The organism is Massilia sp. AB1, assembly GCF_018119385.1.
GTDB lineage: Bacteria > Pseudomonadota > Gammaproteobacteria > Burkholderiales > Burkholderiaceae_D > Telluria.
This window is the reverse complement of the sequence record NZ_JAGKSG010000011.1, coordinates 112,734-128,910: the sequence shown is the minus strand read 5'-3', so window position 1 is coordinate 128,910 and position 16,177 is coordinate 112,734. Positions and strand designations below refer to the sequence as shown.

General features: G+C 68.7%; 13 protein-coding genes. 7 read left to right on the top strand and 6 right to left on the bottom strand.

The annotated features are described in order from the left end of the window. Positions 1-179: 179 nt before the first annotated feature. From J8847_RS09215 to pncB, 6 genes are all read left to right on the top strand, one after another. Positions 180-620, top strand: a complete 441-nt coding sequence (locus J8847_RS09215) for a DUF3305 domain-containing protein (protein WP_211524391.1) — start codon at positions 180-182, stop codon at positions 618-620. Beyond that, positions 617-1,141, top strand: coding sequence for a DUF3306 domain-containing protein (locus J8847_RS09210; RefSeq protein WP_211524390.1), 525 nt, complete (start codon positions 617-619; stop codon positions 1,139-1,141). Before J8847_RS09215 ends, J8847_RS09210 begins: the two co-directional genes overlap by 4 nt. Continuing rightward, a complete protein-coding gene (locus J8847_RS09205; protein WP_211524389.1) occupies positions 1,138-2,805 on the top strand; it encodes a 4Fe-4S binding protein in 1,668 nt (555 codons plus the stop codon). The genes J8847_RS09210 and J8847_RS09205 overlap by 4 nt, the downstream gene beginning before the upstream one ends. A 226-nt stretch (positions 2,806-3,031) precedes the next feature. Then, complete coding sequence (locus J8847_RS09200) at positions 3,032-4,714, top strand: AMP-binding protein (protein WP_211524388.1); 1,683 nt, start codon at positions 3,032-3,034, stop codon at positions 4,712-4,714. A gap of 118 nt (positions 4,715-4,832) precedes the next feature. After that, a complete protein-coding gene (locus tag J8847_RS09195) occupies positions 4,833-5,336 on the top strand; it encodes an SET domain-containing protein (protein WP_211524387.1) in 504 nt (167 codons plus the stop codon). Between the two features lie 14 nt (positions 5,337-5,350). Then, positions 5,351-6,538 carry a nicotinate phosphoribosyltransferase gene (gene pncB / locus J8847_RS09190; RefSeq protein WP_211524386.1) on the top strand — a complete coding sequence of 396 codons (1,188 nt, stop codon included), beginning with the start codon at positions 5,351-5,353 and terminating at the stop codon, positions 6,536-6,538. Positions 6,539-6,609: 71 nt separating this feature from the next. Here pncB and J8847_RS24415 read toward each other — a convergent pair whose 3' ends face one another. Then, complete coding sequence (locus J8847_RS24415) at positions 6,610-8,199, bottom strand: methyl-accepting chemotaxis protein (RefSeq protein WP_211524385.1); 1,590 nt, start codon at positions 8,197-8,199, stop codon at positions 6,610-6,612. Between the two features lie 195 nt (positions 8,200-8,394). Here J8847_RS24415 and J8847_RS09180 point away from each other — a divergent pair, with 195 nt between their 5' ends. Beyond that, complete coding sequence (locus tag J8847_RS09180) at positions 8,395-9,141, top strand: GAF domain-containing protein (RefSeq protein WP_211524384.1); 747 nt, start codon at positions 8,395-8,397, stop codon at positions 9,139-9,141. Between the two features lie 6 nt (positions 9,142-9,147). On the opposite strand, the gene J8847_RS09175 is transcribed toward J8847_RS09180, so the two are convergent. From J8847_RS09175 to J8847_RS09155, 5 genes are all read right to left on the bottom strand, one after another. After that, the gene (locus J8847_RS09175; protein ID WP_211524383.1) at positions 9,148-10,224 is read right to left on the bottom strand and encodes an L-dopachrome tautomerase-related protein; all 1,077 of its coding nucleotides are present in this window, start codon (positions 10,222-10,224) and stop codon (positions 9,148-9,150) included. Next, the gene (locus tag J8847_RS09170; protein WP_211524382.1) at positions 10,217-11,389 is read right to left on the bottom strand and encodes a DNA topoisomerase IB; all 1,173 of its coding nucleotides are present in this window, start codon (positions 11,387-11,389) and stop codon (positions 10,217-10,219) included. Before J8847_RS09170 ends, J8847_RS09175 begins: the two co-directional genes overlap by 8 nt. A 127-nt stretch (positions 11,390-11,516) precedes the next feature. Continuing rightward, entirely contained in the window at positions 11,517-12,356 is an 840-nt protein-coding gene (locus J8847_RS09165) for a PEP-CTERM sorting domain-containing protein (protein WP_211524381.1), read from the bottom strand. A 218-nt stretch (positions 12,357-12,574) separates the two neighbouring features. After that, entirely contained in the window at positions 12,575-14,830 is a 2,256-nt protein-coding gene (locus J8847_RS09160) for an ATP-binding protein (RefSeq protein WP_211524380.1), read from the bottom strand. Beyond that, positions 14,827-16,005, bottom strand: a complete 1,179-nt coding sequence (locus tag J8847_RS09155) for a pyridoxal phosphate-dependent aminotransferase (RefSeq protein ID WP_211524379.1) — start codon at positions 16,003-16,005, stop codon at positions 14,827-14,829. The genes J8847_RS09160 and J8847_RS09155 overlap by 4 nt, the downstream gene beginning before the upstream one ends. Positions 16,006-16,177: the final 172 nt, after the last annotated feature.

Sequence of the window (16,177 nt, the reverse complement as noted above, 5' to 3'; positions counted from 1 at the left end):
CCCGCAGGCGCTGCAGGCCGCCAACGTTCCGGTCAAGAGCGAAAAGCTGGGCACCGCCGCACCCAGCACCGACGTCAAGAAGGCGCCCTCGAAGCCGGTCCCGGCCGGCACCGCGCCCGCCCTCGACAGGAAGAGCACGCCGGAGACGGCAAACAAGAAATGAAGGAGGCCCGCCGGTCATGAAAATGGGAAGCATGCCGATCGCGATCATCATGCAGCGCCGCGCGCCGCAGCACCGCTGGGCCGACGATGCCTGGGCGGCGGTCGGCGTGGTGCCGGACCGCGGCGACCTGCCGCGCCTGCAGGTGCTGAGCGAAAGCCCGGACCGCGACTACTACCTGGTCTCGGGGCTGGAACTGGAGCTGTACACCGACGAGAACGACGGCTACTACGAGAATTGCATGGCGCCCGAGTCCAAGGTGTTCGTGCTGTGGCGCATGGAGGAGGGCAAGGCCATCCCGGTGCGCGCCTCGGTCAGCTACATGGAGGGCACGCGCATGTTCGACTCCGGCGAGGATGCCGACGGCGTGACCATGCCGGCCGAGATCTACGCCTGGCTCGCCGACTACCTGCGCAAGAACTACACGCCGCGCCCGCGCAAGGGACGGCAGCACGGATGAGCGGCAAGCCCATGGCCGAAGAAGGCTTCCTGCGCCGCTGGTCGCGGCTGAAATCGACGGGGGGCGAACCCGCAGCGCCGGCTCCTGCCCCGCCGCCCGCTCCCTCCCTGCCGCAAGCAGTGGATGCGGCTCCGGGCGCACAAGCGGAGACGGCGAGGCGCTTGCCGACGCTGGAAGACGTCGCCACCCTCAGCTTCGAGTCCGACTATTCCGGCTTCGTGGCCCAGGGCGTCGACAAGGCGGTGCAGCGCCTGGCGCTCAAGAAGCTGTTCTCCGACCCGCACTTCAAGGCGATGGACGGCCTCGACATCTACATCGACGATTACAACAAAGCCTCGCCGCTGGCGGCCGACATGCTCGCCGAGTTGCGTCACGCGGACAGCGCGCTGGCGCGCGTGCTCGATGACGAAGAGCAGGACGAAGAGGCAAGCGACGACGGCGGCCAAGCCGTGCCGGAACTGCAGCAGTCGCCGCCGGAGCAATCAGGGATTCCACAAGAGAACGCACAAGGGAACGCATGAATATTCGACTCAACGACGGGGCCTCCGCCGACCCCGTGCGCAACCAGCGAGATGTGCTGGCGCGCCAGGCCGCGCACGCGGCCCTCGACGCCTTTCCCGCCTTCGAGCCCGCGATCACGGTCGACTACCGCTCGGCCGGCCGCGTGCTGGTGGTGGGAACCGCCGCCCAGGCCTTGCCCTGGGCCGACCGGCTGGCCGCCGCCTTGCCGGTGACCGCCATCGTGCTCGACGAACCGTCGCCGGGCGCGGCGCCGGCCTACCCGGTGCACGTGGCGCGCACCGTCGCCGTGGCCGGCTGGCTCGGCGCCTTCGAGGCGCGCTGGCAGGCGGCCGGGCAGCCGGTGGGCAAGGGGACCTTCGACCTGGTGCTCGACCTGTGCCCGGCGCGCCTGATCCCCAGCCACCAGCGCCCGCACGGCTATTACGCGCCGGGCGAGGATGAAAGCGCACGCGCCGCCGCGGCGGGCGAGCTGCTGGACATGGTGGGCGATTTCGAAAAGCCCAAATACTTCAACTACAAGGAACGGGTGTGCGCGCACAGCCGCAACGGCCGCCAGGGCTGCAACGCCTGCGTCGACATCTGCTCGGCCCAGGCCATCGTCGGGGATGGCGACAAGATCAAGGTCAACCCTTACCTGTGCGCGGGCTGCGGGGCCTGCAGCACGGTGTGCCCGACCGGCGCGATCACCTATGCCTATCCGCCGGCCCAGCTGACCGGCAAGCGCATCCAGGCGGCCCTGCGCGCCTTCCGCGAGGCGGGAGGCGAGGAGCCGGTGCTGCTGCTCCATGACGGAGGACGGGGCGAGGCGCTGCTGGCGCAACTCGGTGCCGAGGCGCCCGGCCGCATCCTGGGCTTGCGCCTGCACCATGCGGCCGCCACCGGCATCGACGTCTGGCTGGCGGCGCTGGCCTATGGCGCTTCAGGCGTGGCGGTGCTGATGACCGGCGAGCATGCGCCGCAATACGTGGCAGCGCTCGACCAGCAAATGGCGGTGGCGCAGGCGGTGGTGGACGGACTGGGCTATGCCGGCCCGCACTTCCAGCTGCTGCGCATCGACGCGCCGGACGAGCTGGCGCTGGCGCTGCGCCACGCGCCGCGCGGCGAGGCCCCGCGCGAGCCGGCCGTGTTCCACCTGGCGGCCGACAAGCGCAACACCCTCGACTACGCGCTCGAGCACCTGCACCGCCACGCGCCGCTGCAAGCGGATATCGTGCCGCTGCCGCCGGGAGCGCCCTTCGGCGCGGTCGCGGTCGACCGCCAGGCCTGCAGCCTGTGCATGTCCTGCGTCGGCGCCTGCCCGGCCTCGGCCCTGCAGGACGGGCAGGGCCTACCGCAGCTGCGCTTCATCGAGAAGAACTGCGTGCAATGCGGGCTGTGCGCCAGCACCTGCCCGGAAAACGCGATCACCCTGGTGCCGCGCATGCGCTTCGGCGAGACCCGCATGCAGGCGGTGGTGCTCAACGAGTCCCAGCCTTTCCACTGCATCCGCTGCAGCAAGCCTTTCGGGACCCTGCAAATGGTCGAGAACATGCTTGGCCGCCTGGCCGCGCACCCGGCCTTCTCGGCCAACCTCGACCGCCTGCGCATGTGCGGCGACTGCCGCGTGATCGACATGATGGAGCCGCGCGACGAGATGCGCGTCACGGTGCTCAAGCGCGACTAATGCCGGCGGCCTGGCCGCTAGTCGCCAGCTTCAACACCGTCGTCCCGGCCGAGGAGGACGCCGAGTCCCGGGGGCGACGTATTGACGCAGCAGGCCAAAGAAGCGTCCTCAGCCGTACTGCCGAGAGTCATCACCCCACACCCGCCGAAACAATGGCAAAATGGTCAAGAAAGGGCAGCGCCCGCGAGCATGCCCTGCAGTCCAACGCCAGTGACCAGGAGACACCATGACGCCAACCCAGCGCTTCGTGCAGGCGCGCGATTTCCTCCAGCAGCACCGCAGCGACTACGAGACCGCCTACCGCGGCTACCAGCGGCCCCAGCTCGACAGCTTCAACTGGGCGCTCGACTACTTCGACCACCAGGCCAGGGACAACCACACGCCGGCGCTGTGGGTGGTCGAGGAAGACGGCAGCGAGCAGAAGATCTCCTTCGCCGACATGGCCGCGCGCTCGAACCAGGTGGCCGAGTACCTGCGCCTGTGCGGCGTGCGGCGCGGCGACCGCGTGCTGCTGATGCTGCCCAACCGGGTCGAGCTGTGGGAAATCATGCTGGCCGGGATCAAGCTCGGCGCCGTGCTGGTGCCGACCACGATGCTGGTCTCGGGCGCCGACCTGGCCGACCGCCTGGAGCGCGGCCGCGTCAGCCACGTGGTCGCCCAGGCGTCCGAGGCCCACAAGTTCGACGGCCTGGAGGGCAACTACACCCGCATCGCCGTCGGCGGCGCGCTGGAAGGCTGGCGCGACTTCGAGGACAGCCGCTCGGTGCTGTCCGTGTTCACGCCCGAAGGCGAGACCCGGGCCACCGACCCGCTGCTGCTGTACTTCACCTCCGGCACCACGGCCAAGCCCAAGCTGGTGCTGCACAGCCACCAGAGCTATCCGGTGGGCCACCTGTCGACCATGTACTGGATCGGCCTGCAGCCGGGCGACGTCCACTGGAACATCTCTTCGCCGGGCTGGGCCAAGCACGCCTGGAGCTGCTTCTTCGCGCCCTGGAACGCCGGCGCCACCGTATTCGTCTACAACTACGAGCGTTTCTCGGCCAAGGCCTCGCTGGACACCATCGTGCGCTGCGGCGTCACCTCGCTGTGCGCGCCGCCCACCGTGTGGCGCATGATGATCAAGGAAGACCTGGCGGCCTGGAAGCCGCCGCTGCGCGAGCTGGTGGGCGCGGGCGAGCCGCTCAATCCGGAAGTCATCGAGCAGGTCGAGCGCGCCTGGGGCATCCGCATCCGCGACGGCTTCGGCCAGTCCGAGACCACCTGCCAGATCGGCAATTCGCCCGGCCAGCCGATCAAGCCGGGTTCGATGGGCCGCCCGCTGCCGGGCTACCAGGTGGCGCTGCTCGACATCGACGACCAGCCGGCGCAAGAGGGCGAGATCTCGGTGAAGCTGGACGCCGCACCCATCGGCCTGATGCTGTGCTACGAGGGCGACGAGGCCAAGACGGCGGACGTGATGCGGGCCGGCTACTACCACACGGGCGACACCGCCACCGTCGACGCCGACGGCTACTATTTCTACGTGGGTCGCAACGACGACGTGTTCAAGTCCTCGGACTACCGCATCAGCCCCTTCGAGCTGGAGAGCGTGCTGATCGAACACGAGAGCGTGCTGGAGGCGGCCATCGTCCCGAGTCCCGATCCCGTGCGCCTGTCGGTGCCCAAGGCCTTCGTCACCCTGCGCCAGGGCGTGGTCCCGAGCCGCGAGCTGGCCGCCGCGCTGTTCGCCTTCACCCGCGAACGCCTGGCGCCCTACAAGCGCATCCGCCGCATCGAATTCCGCGAACTGCCCAAGACCATCTCCGGCAAGATCCGCCGCGTCGAGCTGCGCAAGGAGGAAGCCGGCCGCGGCGCGGCCCAGCAGCAGACCGGCATGGAGTATCGCGAAGAGGACTGCGGAAACTGATGCGCGCCTGTCCCGTGCGTGTGGCACGCACGGGACGATTGGCTTCATAATGCCTTCGACGTTTTGACAACTTGTTGCGGCGCCTGCGGGCGCCGCAATCTCTACCGGCAGCCTATCGATGACCACCAAGAAGCGATCCACCAAGGCCGATCCGGTCTATGAAGTACGCAAGTCTCCCGTCCACGGCAACGGCGTGTTCGCCCTCAAGCCGATCGCGGCCGGCGAGCGCATCATCGAATACCGCGGCGAGCGCATCACCTGGGATGAGGCGACCGAGCGCGCCGCCGAGGCTGGTGGCCCGGTCAACCACACCTTTTATTTCAGCCTGGCGGACGGCCGGGTGATCGACGGCGGCCGGCGCGGCAACGACGCGCGCTGGATCAACCACGCCTGCACGCCGAATTGCGAAGCCTTCGAAGACGAGGGGCGGGTGTATATCCACGCCATGCGCGACATCGAGGCCGGCGAAGAGCTGAACTACAACTACGCGCTGATCTACGACGAGCCGCACACGGCCAAGCTCAAGAAGCAGTTCGCCTGCCGCTGCGGCACGCCCGGCTGCACCGGCACCATGCTGGCGCCCAAGCGCCGCAGCCGCGGCAAGCAATCCGCCACCGCCTGACCGGAGTCCCTTTCATGCATGTCGTCCGCAGCCTGCTCGAAACAGACCTGTACAAATTCACGATGTGGCAGGCGCTGCTGCACAGCCACCCCGGCGCCCACGGCGAATACGAGTTCCGCTGCCGCAACGAGCCGGCCTATCCGCTGGCCGAGCTGAAGGACGAGGTCGAGGCCGAGCTCGATCACCTGTGCTCGATGATGTTCAGCGAGGAGGAGGTGGAGTACCTGCGCTCGCTGCGCTTCATCAAGAGCGACTTCGCCGACTTCCTGACCCTGTTCCGCTTCCAGCGCAAGTTCATCCACGTCGAGACCGACGGTCCGCACCTGCGCATCCGCGCCAGCGGGCCGATCGTGCACGTGATGGGCTTCGAGATCTTCGTGCTCTACATCGTCAACGAGCTGTACTTCCGGCGCTTCGACCAGCAGGCGGCCGTGACGGAAGCGCGGCTCAGGCTGCAGCAGAAGATCGACGAGTTCCGCGCCTTCGGCCAGGAGCCGGCGCGCGCCAATCCCTTCGAGTTCTTCGACTTCGGCGTGCGCCGCCGTTTCTCCGGCGAGTGGCACGACGAAGTGGTGGCGACCCTGGCGCGCGAGCTGCCGCAGTATTTCAAGGGCACCTCGAACGTCTACCTGGCGCGCAAGTACAACCTGGTGCCGATCGGGACCATGGCCCACGAATACCTGCAGGCCCACCAGGCCTTCGGCGTGCGCCTGCGCGACTTCCAGAAGATGGCGCTGGAGGACTGGGTGCAGGAATACCGGGGCGACCTGGGTACGGCGCTGACCGACGTGGTCGGGATGGACGCCTTCCTCAGCGACTTCGACCTGTACTTCGCCAAGCTGTTCGACGGCCTGCGCCACGACTCCGGCGACCCGGTCGCCTGGGGCGAGAAGGCGCTGGCGCACTACGCCCGGCTGCGCATCGACGCGCGCACCAAGCGCCTGGTGTTCTCAGATGCGCTCACGGTGCCCAAGGCCCTGCACCTGTACCGGCACTTCGCCGACCGCGTGATGACCGGCTTCGGCATCGGCACCAAGCTCACCAACGACACGCCATATCCGGCAATCAACATCGTGATGAAGCTGGTGCGCTGCAATGGCCAGGCGGTGGCCAAGCTTTCCGATGAGCCGGGGAAATCGCAATGTACCGATGCGACCTTCATCGCTTACCTGCGGCAGGTGTTCGACCACCCGGAAAAGTGAACCGGGACGTCCGGACGCTGTGAGTGCGGCTTGACCCTGGTCGCAGCGGGAGCGCGGCGGACCGAGGCGATCTAGCCGCCCAGGCCGAGCACGCGGCGCGGCGCATTGCCCGCATCCTCGAGCTGGAAGGTATGCACGACCGCCGCCAGCTCGGCCGCCTGGGTGCGCAGCGACTGCGCCGCGGCGGCGGCTTCCTCGACCAGCGAGGCGTTCTTGAGCGTCATGTCGTCGAGGCGCGCGATGGCCCCGTCGACGCGCTCGATGTCGGCGCGCTGGGCTTCCGACGCGGCCGTGATGCCGCCCATGATGTCGCTGACCCGGTGCACGCCATCGACCACCTTGCGGATCGTGTCGCCGGCTTCGCCGACCAGCGCCGTGCCGGCGCCGACCTTGGCCACCGAATCCTCGATCAGCGCCTTGACCTCCTTCGCGGCGGCGGCCGAGCGGTGCGCCAGGTTGCGCACTTCGCTGGCGACCACGGCGAAGCCGCGACCCTGCTCGCCGGCGCGGGCGGCTTCGACCGCCGCGTTCAGGGCCAGGATGTTGGTCTGGAAGGCGATGCCGTCGATCACGGCGATGATGTCGACGATCTTGCGCGACGAGGCCTCGATCAGGTGCATGGTCTCGACCACCTGGCCGACCGCGGCGCCACCCTGGACCGACATCGTCGAGGCGTTCTCCGCCAGCGCGCTGGCCTGGGCCGCGTCGGCGGCGTTCTGGCGCACCGAGCCGATCAGCTGGGTCATCGAGCTGGCCACCTGGGCCAGGGCCTCGGCCTGGAGCTCAGTGCGCTTCGACAGCTCCAGGTTGCCGGAGGCGATTTCCGACGACGCTGCCTCGATGGCGTCGGTGCCGGCCCGCACCCGGGCGACGATGCCGCTCAGGCCGTCGCGCATGGCGCTCATCGCGAACAGCAGGCTGGACGGACCGGCGCGCGCCGTGTCGACGGGGCGGTGCAGCTCGCCGCCCGCGATGGCGCGGGCCACTCCGGCGGCGTAGGCCGGCTCGCCGCCCAGCTGCCCGAGCAAGCTGCGCGTCAGCGCCAGGCCGACCACGATGCACAGGAGGACCGCCAGGGCGCTGGCGGCCGTGATCAGGCCGCGCGTCTGGGCCGCCTCGGCATTGGCGGCCGTGCTGGCCGCCGCCGTGCGCGCCTGCAGCTTGGCGAGCAGGTCGCCGATGTCGGCCACGATCTGGCGGCGCAGGGGATTGCATTCCTCCGCCAGGAAGCGGCCGTAGCCCTCCATGTCCTGCGCGGCGCGGTAGGCGCGCGGGCGCTCCAGCGCGCCGGCCATGGCCAGCATGCCGGTCTTGACCTTCGCGTATTGCGCGTCGTCCTTGAGGAGGGGATCGAGGCGCGCCAGCGCGGCCAGGTAATCGGCCTTGCGCGCGTCGACCAGCGCCAGTTCCTGCTGCGCCGCGGCGTCGTCCTTGAAGATGTAGGCGTTGCGGGCCGCCATGCCGGTCTGGGCGAGCGCCTCGCGCGCCGCATACAGGGGCTCGAGCTCGGCGTTGCGGACCGCATCGGCGGCCTGAAGGGCGCCTTCGATGCTGTTCACGCGCGTGATGGCGAAGGCCGCCAGCATCAGGGTGACGGAGAGGATCAGGGCGAACGCGGAGTACAGCCGGGTGGCGAGACTCCGATGTTGAAAGAAAGTCATGATAATGGGGGTGTTCAGGGGAATGACGAGGATTGGGTCATTTGATGAAACGCGTCAATTATGCATTGATCATTTCCACATGGCAATGTAATTTGATGAATTTGAGTGATATTTACATCAGCTAAGGCGCTCACGGAGGGCAAGCTCAGCCGTATCGTCAAATCGGCTATACTGAACAGTCACGCAGGCCCAATCATGCAGAACATCCCGACCGACGAGGACCCGGTCCTCACCACGACTGCCGCCGCCCAGATGCTTGGGGTAGCCACCAGCACCGTCCAGCTATGGATGGAGAGCGGCGCCATCGCCTCCTGGAAGACTCCCGGCGGCCACCGCCGCACCCGCCGCAGCGCGATCGAGGCGCTGCTGGCCAGGGCGGGCCCGGCCTCGGCGCTGCTCGGCGTGGAGCAGCCGCTCGCAGCCGTGGAGCCGGAATTCCTGCTGCAGGGAGGCGAAGCCTTTCCCACCGGTCCGGGCGAGGCGCGGCGCCTGCTGGCCCTGGCCGGCACCGGCTTGATCGACAGCGCGGAGGAAGAACGCTTCGACCGCATCGCGCGCCTTGCCGCGATCGTCACGGATTCGCCGATCGCCCTGGTCTCGCTGCTGACCGCGAAGCGGCAGTGGTTCAAGGCCAGGGTGGGGCTGGAGGCCCGCCAGACCCCGCGCGAATGGGCCTTCTGCTCCCACGCCATCCTCCACGACGGACCGTTCACCGTCGAAGACGCGACGGCGGACGAACGCTTCCGCGAGAATCCCCTGGTGCTGGCCCAGCCGCATATCCGTTTCTATGCGGGCGTGCCGGTGCGCGACCGCGACGGCTTGCCGATGGGAACCCTGTGCGTGATCGACCGCGAGCCGCGCAGGCTGCGCGCGGCCGAGCTGCAGGCGCTGCGCGACCTGGCCGAGATCGCGTCCCAGGAAATCCAGGGCAGGCAGGCCTGATTCGCTTCAGCCCGAGGTGCTTGCCGGCGGCGCCAGCCGCCACAGCTCGGTCGGCAGGGCGGGTGGTGCGTCCGGCTTGAAGAAAGCCGAGTCCTGGATGTGCGAGGTGGTCACGTAGAGCGCGCCGTCCGGCCCCTGGGTGAAGGTATCGGGCCAGCGCAGGCGCGCGTCCTGCACCACGATGCGCGCTTGCCCGCCCGGTCCCTGGCCGAGGTCGCGCAGCTTCACGGCATCTTCTTCGACGGCGGACAGCAGCATCTCGTTGGTCCCGCGCGGGATCAACAGGCCGTCCGAGACCCCGTTGCGCCCGTAGTCCTCGACCTTGCCGCCCACGTCCGCGCCGTGCATGCCCTCGCCGGTCAGGACCGCGGTGGGAATCCGGTACAGCGTGTCGCCCTTGATTGCCTGCCAGTACAGCCAGGCGCCGTCGTCGGACAGGGCGATGCCGTCGGCCGAGAATTCCACCCCGCGCCCGTCCGGGCGGCGCAGCTCTTTGCCGTCGGCGCTGACGTTCAGGCCCTTCTTCATCTGGGTCGACGGATGGCCGTCGAGCAGGCGCACCGTCTTGCCGCTGGCGATCTCGACCACCAGGATCGCGCCCACCACGCCCGAATCGGTGATGAAGGCATGCCGGCCGTCGTTCGAGAAGCGCACGTCGTTCAGGTAGGAGCCCTGGGGCGCCGCGTCCTCGCCGAAAGCGATGGTCTGGACCGCCTTGTCGCTCGCCAGTTCGATGCGCACCAGCTTGGCGCCGCCCGCCACCAGGTGGGCCTGGGCCGGCGCCGCCGGGTCCAGCACCCACAGGCTGCCGCGCCCGTCCGCGACCACGCTCTGCACGCATACCCAGTGTTCTTCCGGCGCCAGCTCGTCCTTGCGCGCGTTGCGCCAGGCGTTCCAGCGGCCGTCGGGGTAGGGACGCAGGGTGCCGTCCTTGTTCAGTTCCGCCACCGAGACGGCGCTGTCCTCGGTCCAGCGCGGGAAGTTGACGAAGATGCGGCCGTCTTCCGAGACGGAGACGCCGGTGACCTGGTGCTCGAAGCGGGCGACCTGTTCGATCGTCCATGGCTGGGTGGTGTCAGGCATGCTGTTCCTTTCGCGCGTTGGTGTTGCGGGACCGTTTGGCCGGCGGCTTCGGGGCCGCGGCGCGCTTCTGTTCTTCTTCCTGCTCATGGCGCAGGCGCTGCTGCAGCATGGCCACCACCGCCGCTTCCTCCGGCTGCAGCGCGTGCAGGTCCTCGCTCAGCTCCTGCTCGGTGCGTTCGCGCAGCACTTCCAGCACCGTGCCCTCGAGGTAGGCGTCCAGCACGGCCGGGTGGACATAGCACTTGCGGCAGATCGAGGGCGTATTGCCGAGCTTTTCCGCCACCGATTCGATGGCGCGCACGATGTTCTTCTTGGCCTGGGCTTCGGAGTCGAACTTCTCGAACTCCTGCAGCGCCAGCGCCGCCAGCACCGTGCCCGACCAGGTGCGGAAATCCTTGGCCGTGTATTCCTCGCCGGTGATGTTGCGCAGGTAGTCGTTGACGTCGCTGGAATCGATGCTGTGGGTTTCGCCTTCGTCGTCCACGTACTGGAACAATTCCTGTCCAGGCAGGTCGCGGGCGCGCGCGATGATGCGCGCCAGGCGCCGGTCCTGCACCTTGACCTTGTGATAGACCCCGCTCTTGCCGCGGAAGCGGAACTCGACTTCGCTGCCGTCCACCTTCACGTGGCGGTTGCGCAGGGTGGTCAGGCCGAAGGACTTGTTGGTGCGCGCGTATTCCTCGTTTCCAACGCGCATCATGGTCGCTTCGAGCAGGTAGACGATGGTGGCCAGCACTTTTTCGCGCGGCAAGCCCGGCAGGCCGAGGGCGCGGTCGACCTCGGCGCGGATGGCGGGCAGGGCCTGGCCGAACTTGAGCATGCGCTCGTACTTGACCTCGTCGCGGGTCGCGCGCCACTTCGGGTGGTAGCGGTATTGCTTGCGTCCCTTGGCGTCGCGGCCGGTGGCCTGCAGGTGGCCGTTGGCTTGCGGACAGATCCAGACCTCGGTCCAGGCCGGCGGGATGACCAGCGACTTGATGCGCGCCAGGGTTGCCTCGTCCTCGACCGGCTCGCCCTTGGCGTCGAGGTAGCGGAAGCCGTCGGCGCGCGGCTCGCGCCGGATGCCGGGCTTGTCGTCGTGTACGTAGCGCAGGCCGGCGGCGCGCGCGGCGGCGGGCGGGTCGGCAAGGGCGGTGGTGATGTCGCCGGGGGAATCGATGAGCATGGCAAGGTCCGGATCTGATGAATTCCCGGCGATGCTACGCCGGGGATATGGATCGGACCGTTCGCGAAGTAACCTTGCGCGCGTGTGCCTGGGCGTTTGAGTAGCAGGCGCCGGCCGGCGCCCGCGCTCAGCCGCGCTGGCGGCGCAGCGCCGCGCCCATGCCCAGCAGGGCCAGGCCCATCAGCGGCAGCGCCCCCGGTTCCGGCAATACATAGGCCTGGCCCGGATCGTCCACGCGCGCGCCCAGGACATCCGTGCCGCCGTTCCAGCGGCGGTTGTAGTTGTAGCTGTTCTTGAAGCGCAGGTCGCGCGCACCGAGCGCGGTGTGGAAGTAATTCGAATTCAGGTGGTAGCTCCACAGCCCTTGCGCCGACATGTCGACCGAGGCGTAGGAATCGGCCTGGCCCGAGAAACCATTGCTGCTCGGGACGGTAGTGCCGACGATGGTGTTGAGCGGGTTGCCGACATCCATGCCGGTGTCGAAGAACAGGCGGGCGAGGAAGGTGCCCTGGGTATAGCCGTTGGCGCAGCTGTACCCGCAGCGCACCCCGGTGACGCTGGCGGCCAGCGTGGTCTTGCTCATGGTCGACAGGTCGCGCCAGTACAGGTCCATGTAGCCCCGGGTGGCCGGGAAGGGATTGGTGGCCGAGGGCGTGCCGCGTTCGATCCCGTAGAACATGCCAGTCACCTGGCCCCCGCTCAAGCCGTTGACGAAGAAGATGTCGCCGGTCGGGTCGATTTGGTCGTGCGGCGTGTTAACGCTGCCTTCTTCCATGGTCGTCATGATGAAGACGCCCCAATTGATCTCCTTCCCGTCGGTCCAGGTGCTGGCGCCGTTGATGGCAATCTGCTCCTGGCCCGAGTACTTCAGGTATGCAGGACCGGGTGGAAGCGCTGTCGCGGGAGCGGCGTGGGCGCCGCAGCTGAGGGCTGCGCCGGCGAGCAGGAAGGCGATGCGGTTTTTCATGGAGCGTCCTTTGGTAGGCGTTTGGGGGGCTTGCCATGTATGTACATAGCAAGCCCCATGCCACCTACCTGACGCCCAGACCCATCTCCTTGATTTTGATCAATCTTCGTGGTTCACGGACGAGATCTATCCGAGAAGAATAGGTGTTACATCTTGTTTTTTGTAAAAAATGCCGACAGGTAAGCGGCAGGTCATCAGGGCAAGCGCAGGAGGCGGCCTCAGGCCTGCTCGGTGCGCGCCGCCACCTGGGCCAGCAGCTCGCTCAGCTCGACCGTGTTGACCGGCTTGACCATGTAATGGTCGAAGCCCGCCTGGCGCGCGGCGTCGCGGTCCTGCTGGCGCCCGTAGCCGGTGGCCGCCACCAGGGTGGACGCCGTGGTCTGGGGCAGGCGGCGCAGGCGCCGGGCCAGTTCGTTGCCGTCCATGTCCGGCAGGCCGATGTCGAGCAGGCAGACCTGGGGCGAGAAGACCTTGGCCACTTCGAGCGCGTCTTCGGCGCAATAGGCGATCTCCACTTCGTGCCCGGCGGCGGCGAGGAAGAGATTGAGGGTATGGGCGGCGTCCAGGTTGTCGTCCACCACCAGCACGCGCAGCGATCCGGCGGGTGGGGCATCGGCCGGCCGCGGGGCGGCCGCGGGCCCTGCCTGGACCCCGGCCTGCGCGCCGGCCTGGGCATGGCGCGGCAGGCGTACGGTGAAGGTGCTGCCCTTGCCCAGGCCCGGGCTGCGCGCGCCCACGCTGCCGCCATGCAGCTCGACCAGGCTCTTGGCCAGGGCCAGGCCCAGTCCCAGTCCGCCCTGCGAGCGGTCGGGCGTGCGCTCGGCCTGGGTGAACAGGTCGAACACGCGCGCCACCAGGCCCGCCTCCATGCCGATACCGTCGTCGGTCACGCTCAGCAAGTAGTCCTGGCCTTCTTCCTTGAGCTGCAGGGAGATGTGGCCGCCCTCCGGGGTGTACTTGGTGGCGTTGCCCAGCAGGTTGGCGACCACCTGCACCAGGCGCTTGTGGTCGCCCTTGACGCTGGCCGGGCCCTCCGGCAGCTCGAGCACCACCTTGTGGCGGCGCGCCGTGATCAGCGGGCGGATCTGCTCGGCCGCGTCGTCGACCACGTTGCGCAGGTCCAGCACCTGGGTCGACAGCGACACCAGGCCGCGCGTGACCCGCGAGACGTCGAGCAGGTCGTCCACCAGGCTGGTCATGTGCTCGACCTGGCGCGCGATGATGGCGCAGGTCTGGGTGATCTGGGCATTGTCCGAGTGGAGCAGCTTGAGCAGGTGGGCGCCGGTGCTGATCGGCGCCAGCGGGTTGCGCAGCTCGTGCGCCAGCATCGCCAGGAATTCGTCCTTGCGCTGGTCGGCGGCGCGCAGCTCGCGCTCGGCCAGGCTGCGCGCCGCCTCTTTCTTTTGCAGGGTCTCGGCCATCTCGTCGAGCGCCTCGGCCAGGCGGCCGATTTCCTCGCGGCCGTATTCGATGCCGGTGCGGGCGTCCAGGTCGCCGGCGGCGATGCGGCGCGCGGTGGTCATCAGCTTGCGCACCCGCTGCACGATCAGCTTGTCGCCCGCCAGCCAGGCGGCCAGCAGGGCCAGCAGGGTGGTCGCGCCCAGGCCCAGCAGGGACATCAGCTGGGCTTCGCGCGCCACCTCGGTGATGGTCCCGGTGGGCACGCCGATGGTCACCGTGTATTCGGACAGCGAGGGCGGGCCGACGCGGGCGAAGGCATGCAGGCGCTCGACGCCGTCCTCGCCGCGCACCACCACCGCGCGCTGGTGCGGGCCGCGCATGGCGGCGCTCAGCGCCGGCGAGATCTTCTGGCCGAACCAGCGTTCAGGATCGGGCCGGCGCGAAATCAGGAGGCCGCTGGAATCGGCGGTCTCCAGGATCGAGCCGGGCGGCAGGTTGATGTCGTTGACGAACATGTCCAGGCCGGCCAGGTCCATGGCCGCGAACACCACCGCCACCACCTGGCCGCGGCGGTCGATCACCGGGTAGGTCAGGTTGATGGTGTGCTTGCGGATCACGCGCCCGAACACGTAGTCGCCGGCGATGAAGCGCCGCTCCGAGACGGCGCGCTTGAAGTGGCGGCGGTCGCCCAGGTTCACCGGGTGCAGCATCGGCACCGCGCTGCAGGTGACGTCGCCGTTCATCTGGATCAGGCCGAAGTTGACATAGCCCTCGTTGCGGTCCAGGACATCGGCCAGCAGCGCGTTGCAGCGCGCGGGATCGCCCATCAGGTCGGGCACGCTGACCAGGTCGACCAGGATCTGGCGCGCGCGCTCGATCGATTGCGCCTCGTTGGCGGCGGCCAGGCTGGTCAGGCGCTTGAGGTTGTCCTCGGAGGCGCGGATCGCCGCTTCGCGCTCGCGCAGGCCGCCCAGCACCGTCACGATCGCGATCGGCGTGATCGCCAGCGCGACCAGCAGCATCAGCCTGCTGCGCAGGCTGTTCAGGCGGAAGCGGCCCAGCAGCGAACTCATTGCCGTCCCGGCCCGTCGGGCGGGCTCTCGCCCAGCATGCGCTCGCCAAAGGCGACGATGCGGCTTACGCCTTCGCTGAGGGTGGCCTCGTCGTCCGAGATGTAGCCAAGGCGGATGAAGCCCGGCACGCCCAGCGCCTCGCCGGGCATCACCGCGACCTTTTCCTGCTCCAGCAGGGCTTCCGCGAAGGCGATGGTGTCATGGGTGAGGGCGCGCACGTCGGCCCACAGGTAGGGGCCGGAGGCGGGCGCCGCCATCCGCATCCAGGGCACGCCGGCGACCTGGCCCACCACCATGTCGCGGCGCGCGCGGTAGTCTTCCAGCAGGGCGTGCAGGGTCCCGCTCTCGAAGGCGGCGACGGCCGCCAGCTGCGACAGCCAGGGCACCGCGGCGGTGACCGGCCCCTGCAGGTTCTGCATCGCCTCGACCAGGGGACGGGGCGCGACCGCGAAGCCGACCCGCCAGCCCATCATGGCGTAGCTCTGCGAGGCCGAGAACAGAGTCACCACGCCCAGCTCGCGCCAGTCGCACAGGCTGGCCAGGCTGGTATGGCCGCCTTCGAAGATCAGGTGCTCGTAGCTCTCGTCGGCGATCACCTGGGCGCCGGTGCGCAGGGCCCAGTCGCGCACGTGCTCCAGCTCCTGCCGGGTATACACCTTGCCGTTCGGGTTGTGCGGGTTGTTGATGACCAGGACCTTGACCGGCCCGAGCGCGTCCAGCACGGCCGGCGTCAGGGTGTCGGGCAGGTCGGCCACCACCAGCTTCAAGCCGAGCAGCCGGGCGCTGGCCAGGTAGGCGGGCCAGTAGGGGCGGAACACGGCCAGGCTGTCGCCCGGATCGGTCATCGCGTACAGGGCCTGGTAATAGGCTTGCTTGGCGCCGTTGGTGACGATGATTTCGCCTGGCGCGGCGTCGAAGCCGTTTTCGCGCCGCAGCTTGGCGCTCAGCGCTTCGCGGATGGCGAGCGCGCCGTGCACGTCGGAATACGGCATGGGCCGGTCGGCGTCGACGGCCTGGCGCACGGCGTCGCGCACGGGCGCCGGCGCCGGGAAATGGGAAATCGCGATCGACAGGTCGATGACCCGTTCGCCGGCGTGGCGCAGCGCGTCGGCGCGTCCATGCATCGCGGTCGTCGCCAGCGGGCGGGAATGCGCAATCCGGTCGGAGATCTTCATCGCTTCGCTCGATAGGTTGTTGCCGGCGCCAGTGTGCACCTGGACAGTGCAAGACACCGCCATTGCCGGATTGTACTAAATATTTGCGAATTGTCTCTATCGCACAGAAATGGTGCGAGGCATTTGGTTGACACTTCAACTATCCGCGCATGTAATATACGCGCAACACCAG

What these genes read in the sequence shown, in the direction of transcription:
- J8847_RS09180 (WP_211524384.1), top strand. Translation starts at nt 8,395, where the DNA reads ATGCAGAACATCCCGACCGACGAGGACCCGGTCCTCACCACGACTGCC.
- J8847_RS09155 (WP_211524379.1), bottom strand. Translation starts at nt 16,005, where the DNA reads ATGAAGATCTCCGACCGGATTGCGCATTCCCGCCCGCTGGCGACGACC.
- J8847_RS09210 (WP_211524390.1), top strand. Translation starts at nt 617, where the DNA reads ATGAGCGGCAAGCCCATGGCCGAAGAAGGCTTCCTGCGCCGCTGGTCG.
- J8847_RS09205 (WP_211524389.1), top strand. Translation starts at nt 1,138, where the DNA reads ATGAATATTCGACTCAACGACGGGGCCTCCGCCGACCCCGTGCGCAAC.
- J8847_RS09165 (WP_211524381.1), bottom strand. Translation starts at nt 12,356, where the DNA reads ATGAAAAACCGCATCGCCTTCCTGCTCGCCGGCGCAGCCCTCAGCTGC.
- J8847_RS09175 (WP_211524383.1), bottom strand. Translation starts at nt 10,224, where the DNA reads ATGCCTGACACCACCCAGCCATGGACGATCGAACAGGTCGCCCGCTTC.
- J8847_RS09215 (WP_211524391.1), top strand. Translation starts at nt 180, where the DNA reads ATGAAAATGGGAAGCATGCCGATCGCGATCATCATGCAGCGCCGCGCG.
- J8847_RS09160 (WP_211524380.1), bottom strand. Translation starts at nt 14,830, where the DNA reads ATGAGTTCGCTGCTGGGCCGCTTCCGCCTGAACAGCCTGCGCAGCAGG.
- J8847_RS09170 (WP_211524382.1), bottom strand. Translation starts at nt 11,389, where the DNA reads ATGCTCATCGATTCCCCCGGCGACATCACCACCGCCCTTGCCGACCCG.
- J8847_RS24415 (WP_211524385.1), bottom strand. Translation starts at nt 8,199, where the DNA reads ATGACTTTCTTTCAACATCGGAGTCTCGCCACCCGGCTGTACTCCGCG.
- pncB (WP_211524386.1), top strand. Translation starts at nt 5,351, where the DNA reads ATGCATGTCGTCCGCAGCCTGCTCGAAACAGACCTGTACAAATTCACG.
- J8847_RS09200 (WP_211524388.1), top strand. Translation starts at nt 3,032, where the DNA reads ATGACGCCAACCCAGCGCTTCGTGCAGGCGCGCGATTTCCTCCAGCAG.
- J8847_RS09195 (WP_211524387.1), top strand. Translation starts at nt 4,833, where the DNA reads ATGACCACCAAGAAGCGATCCACCAAGGCCGATCCGGTCTATGAAGTA.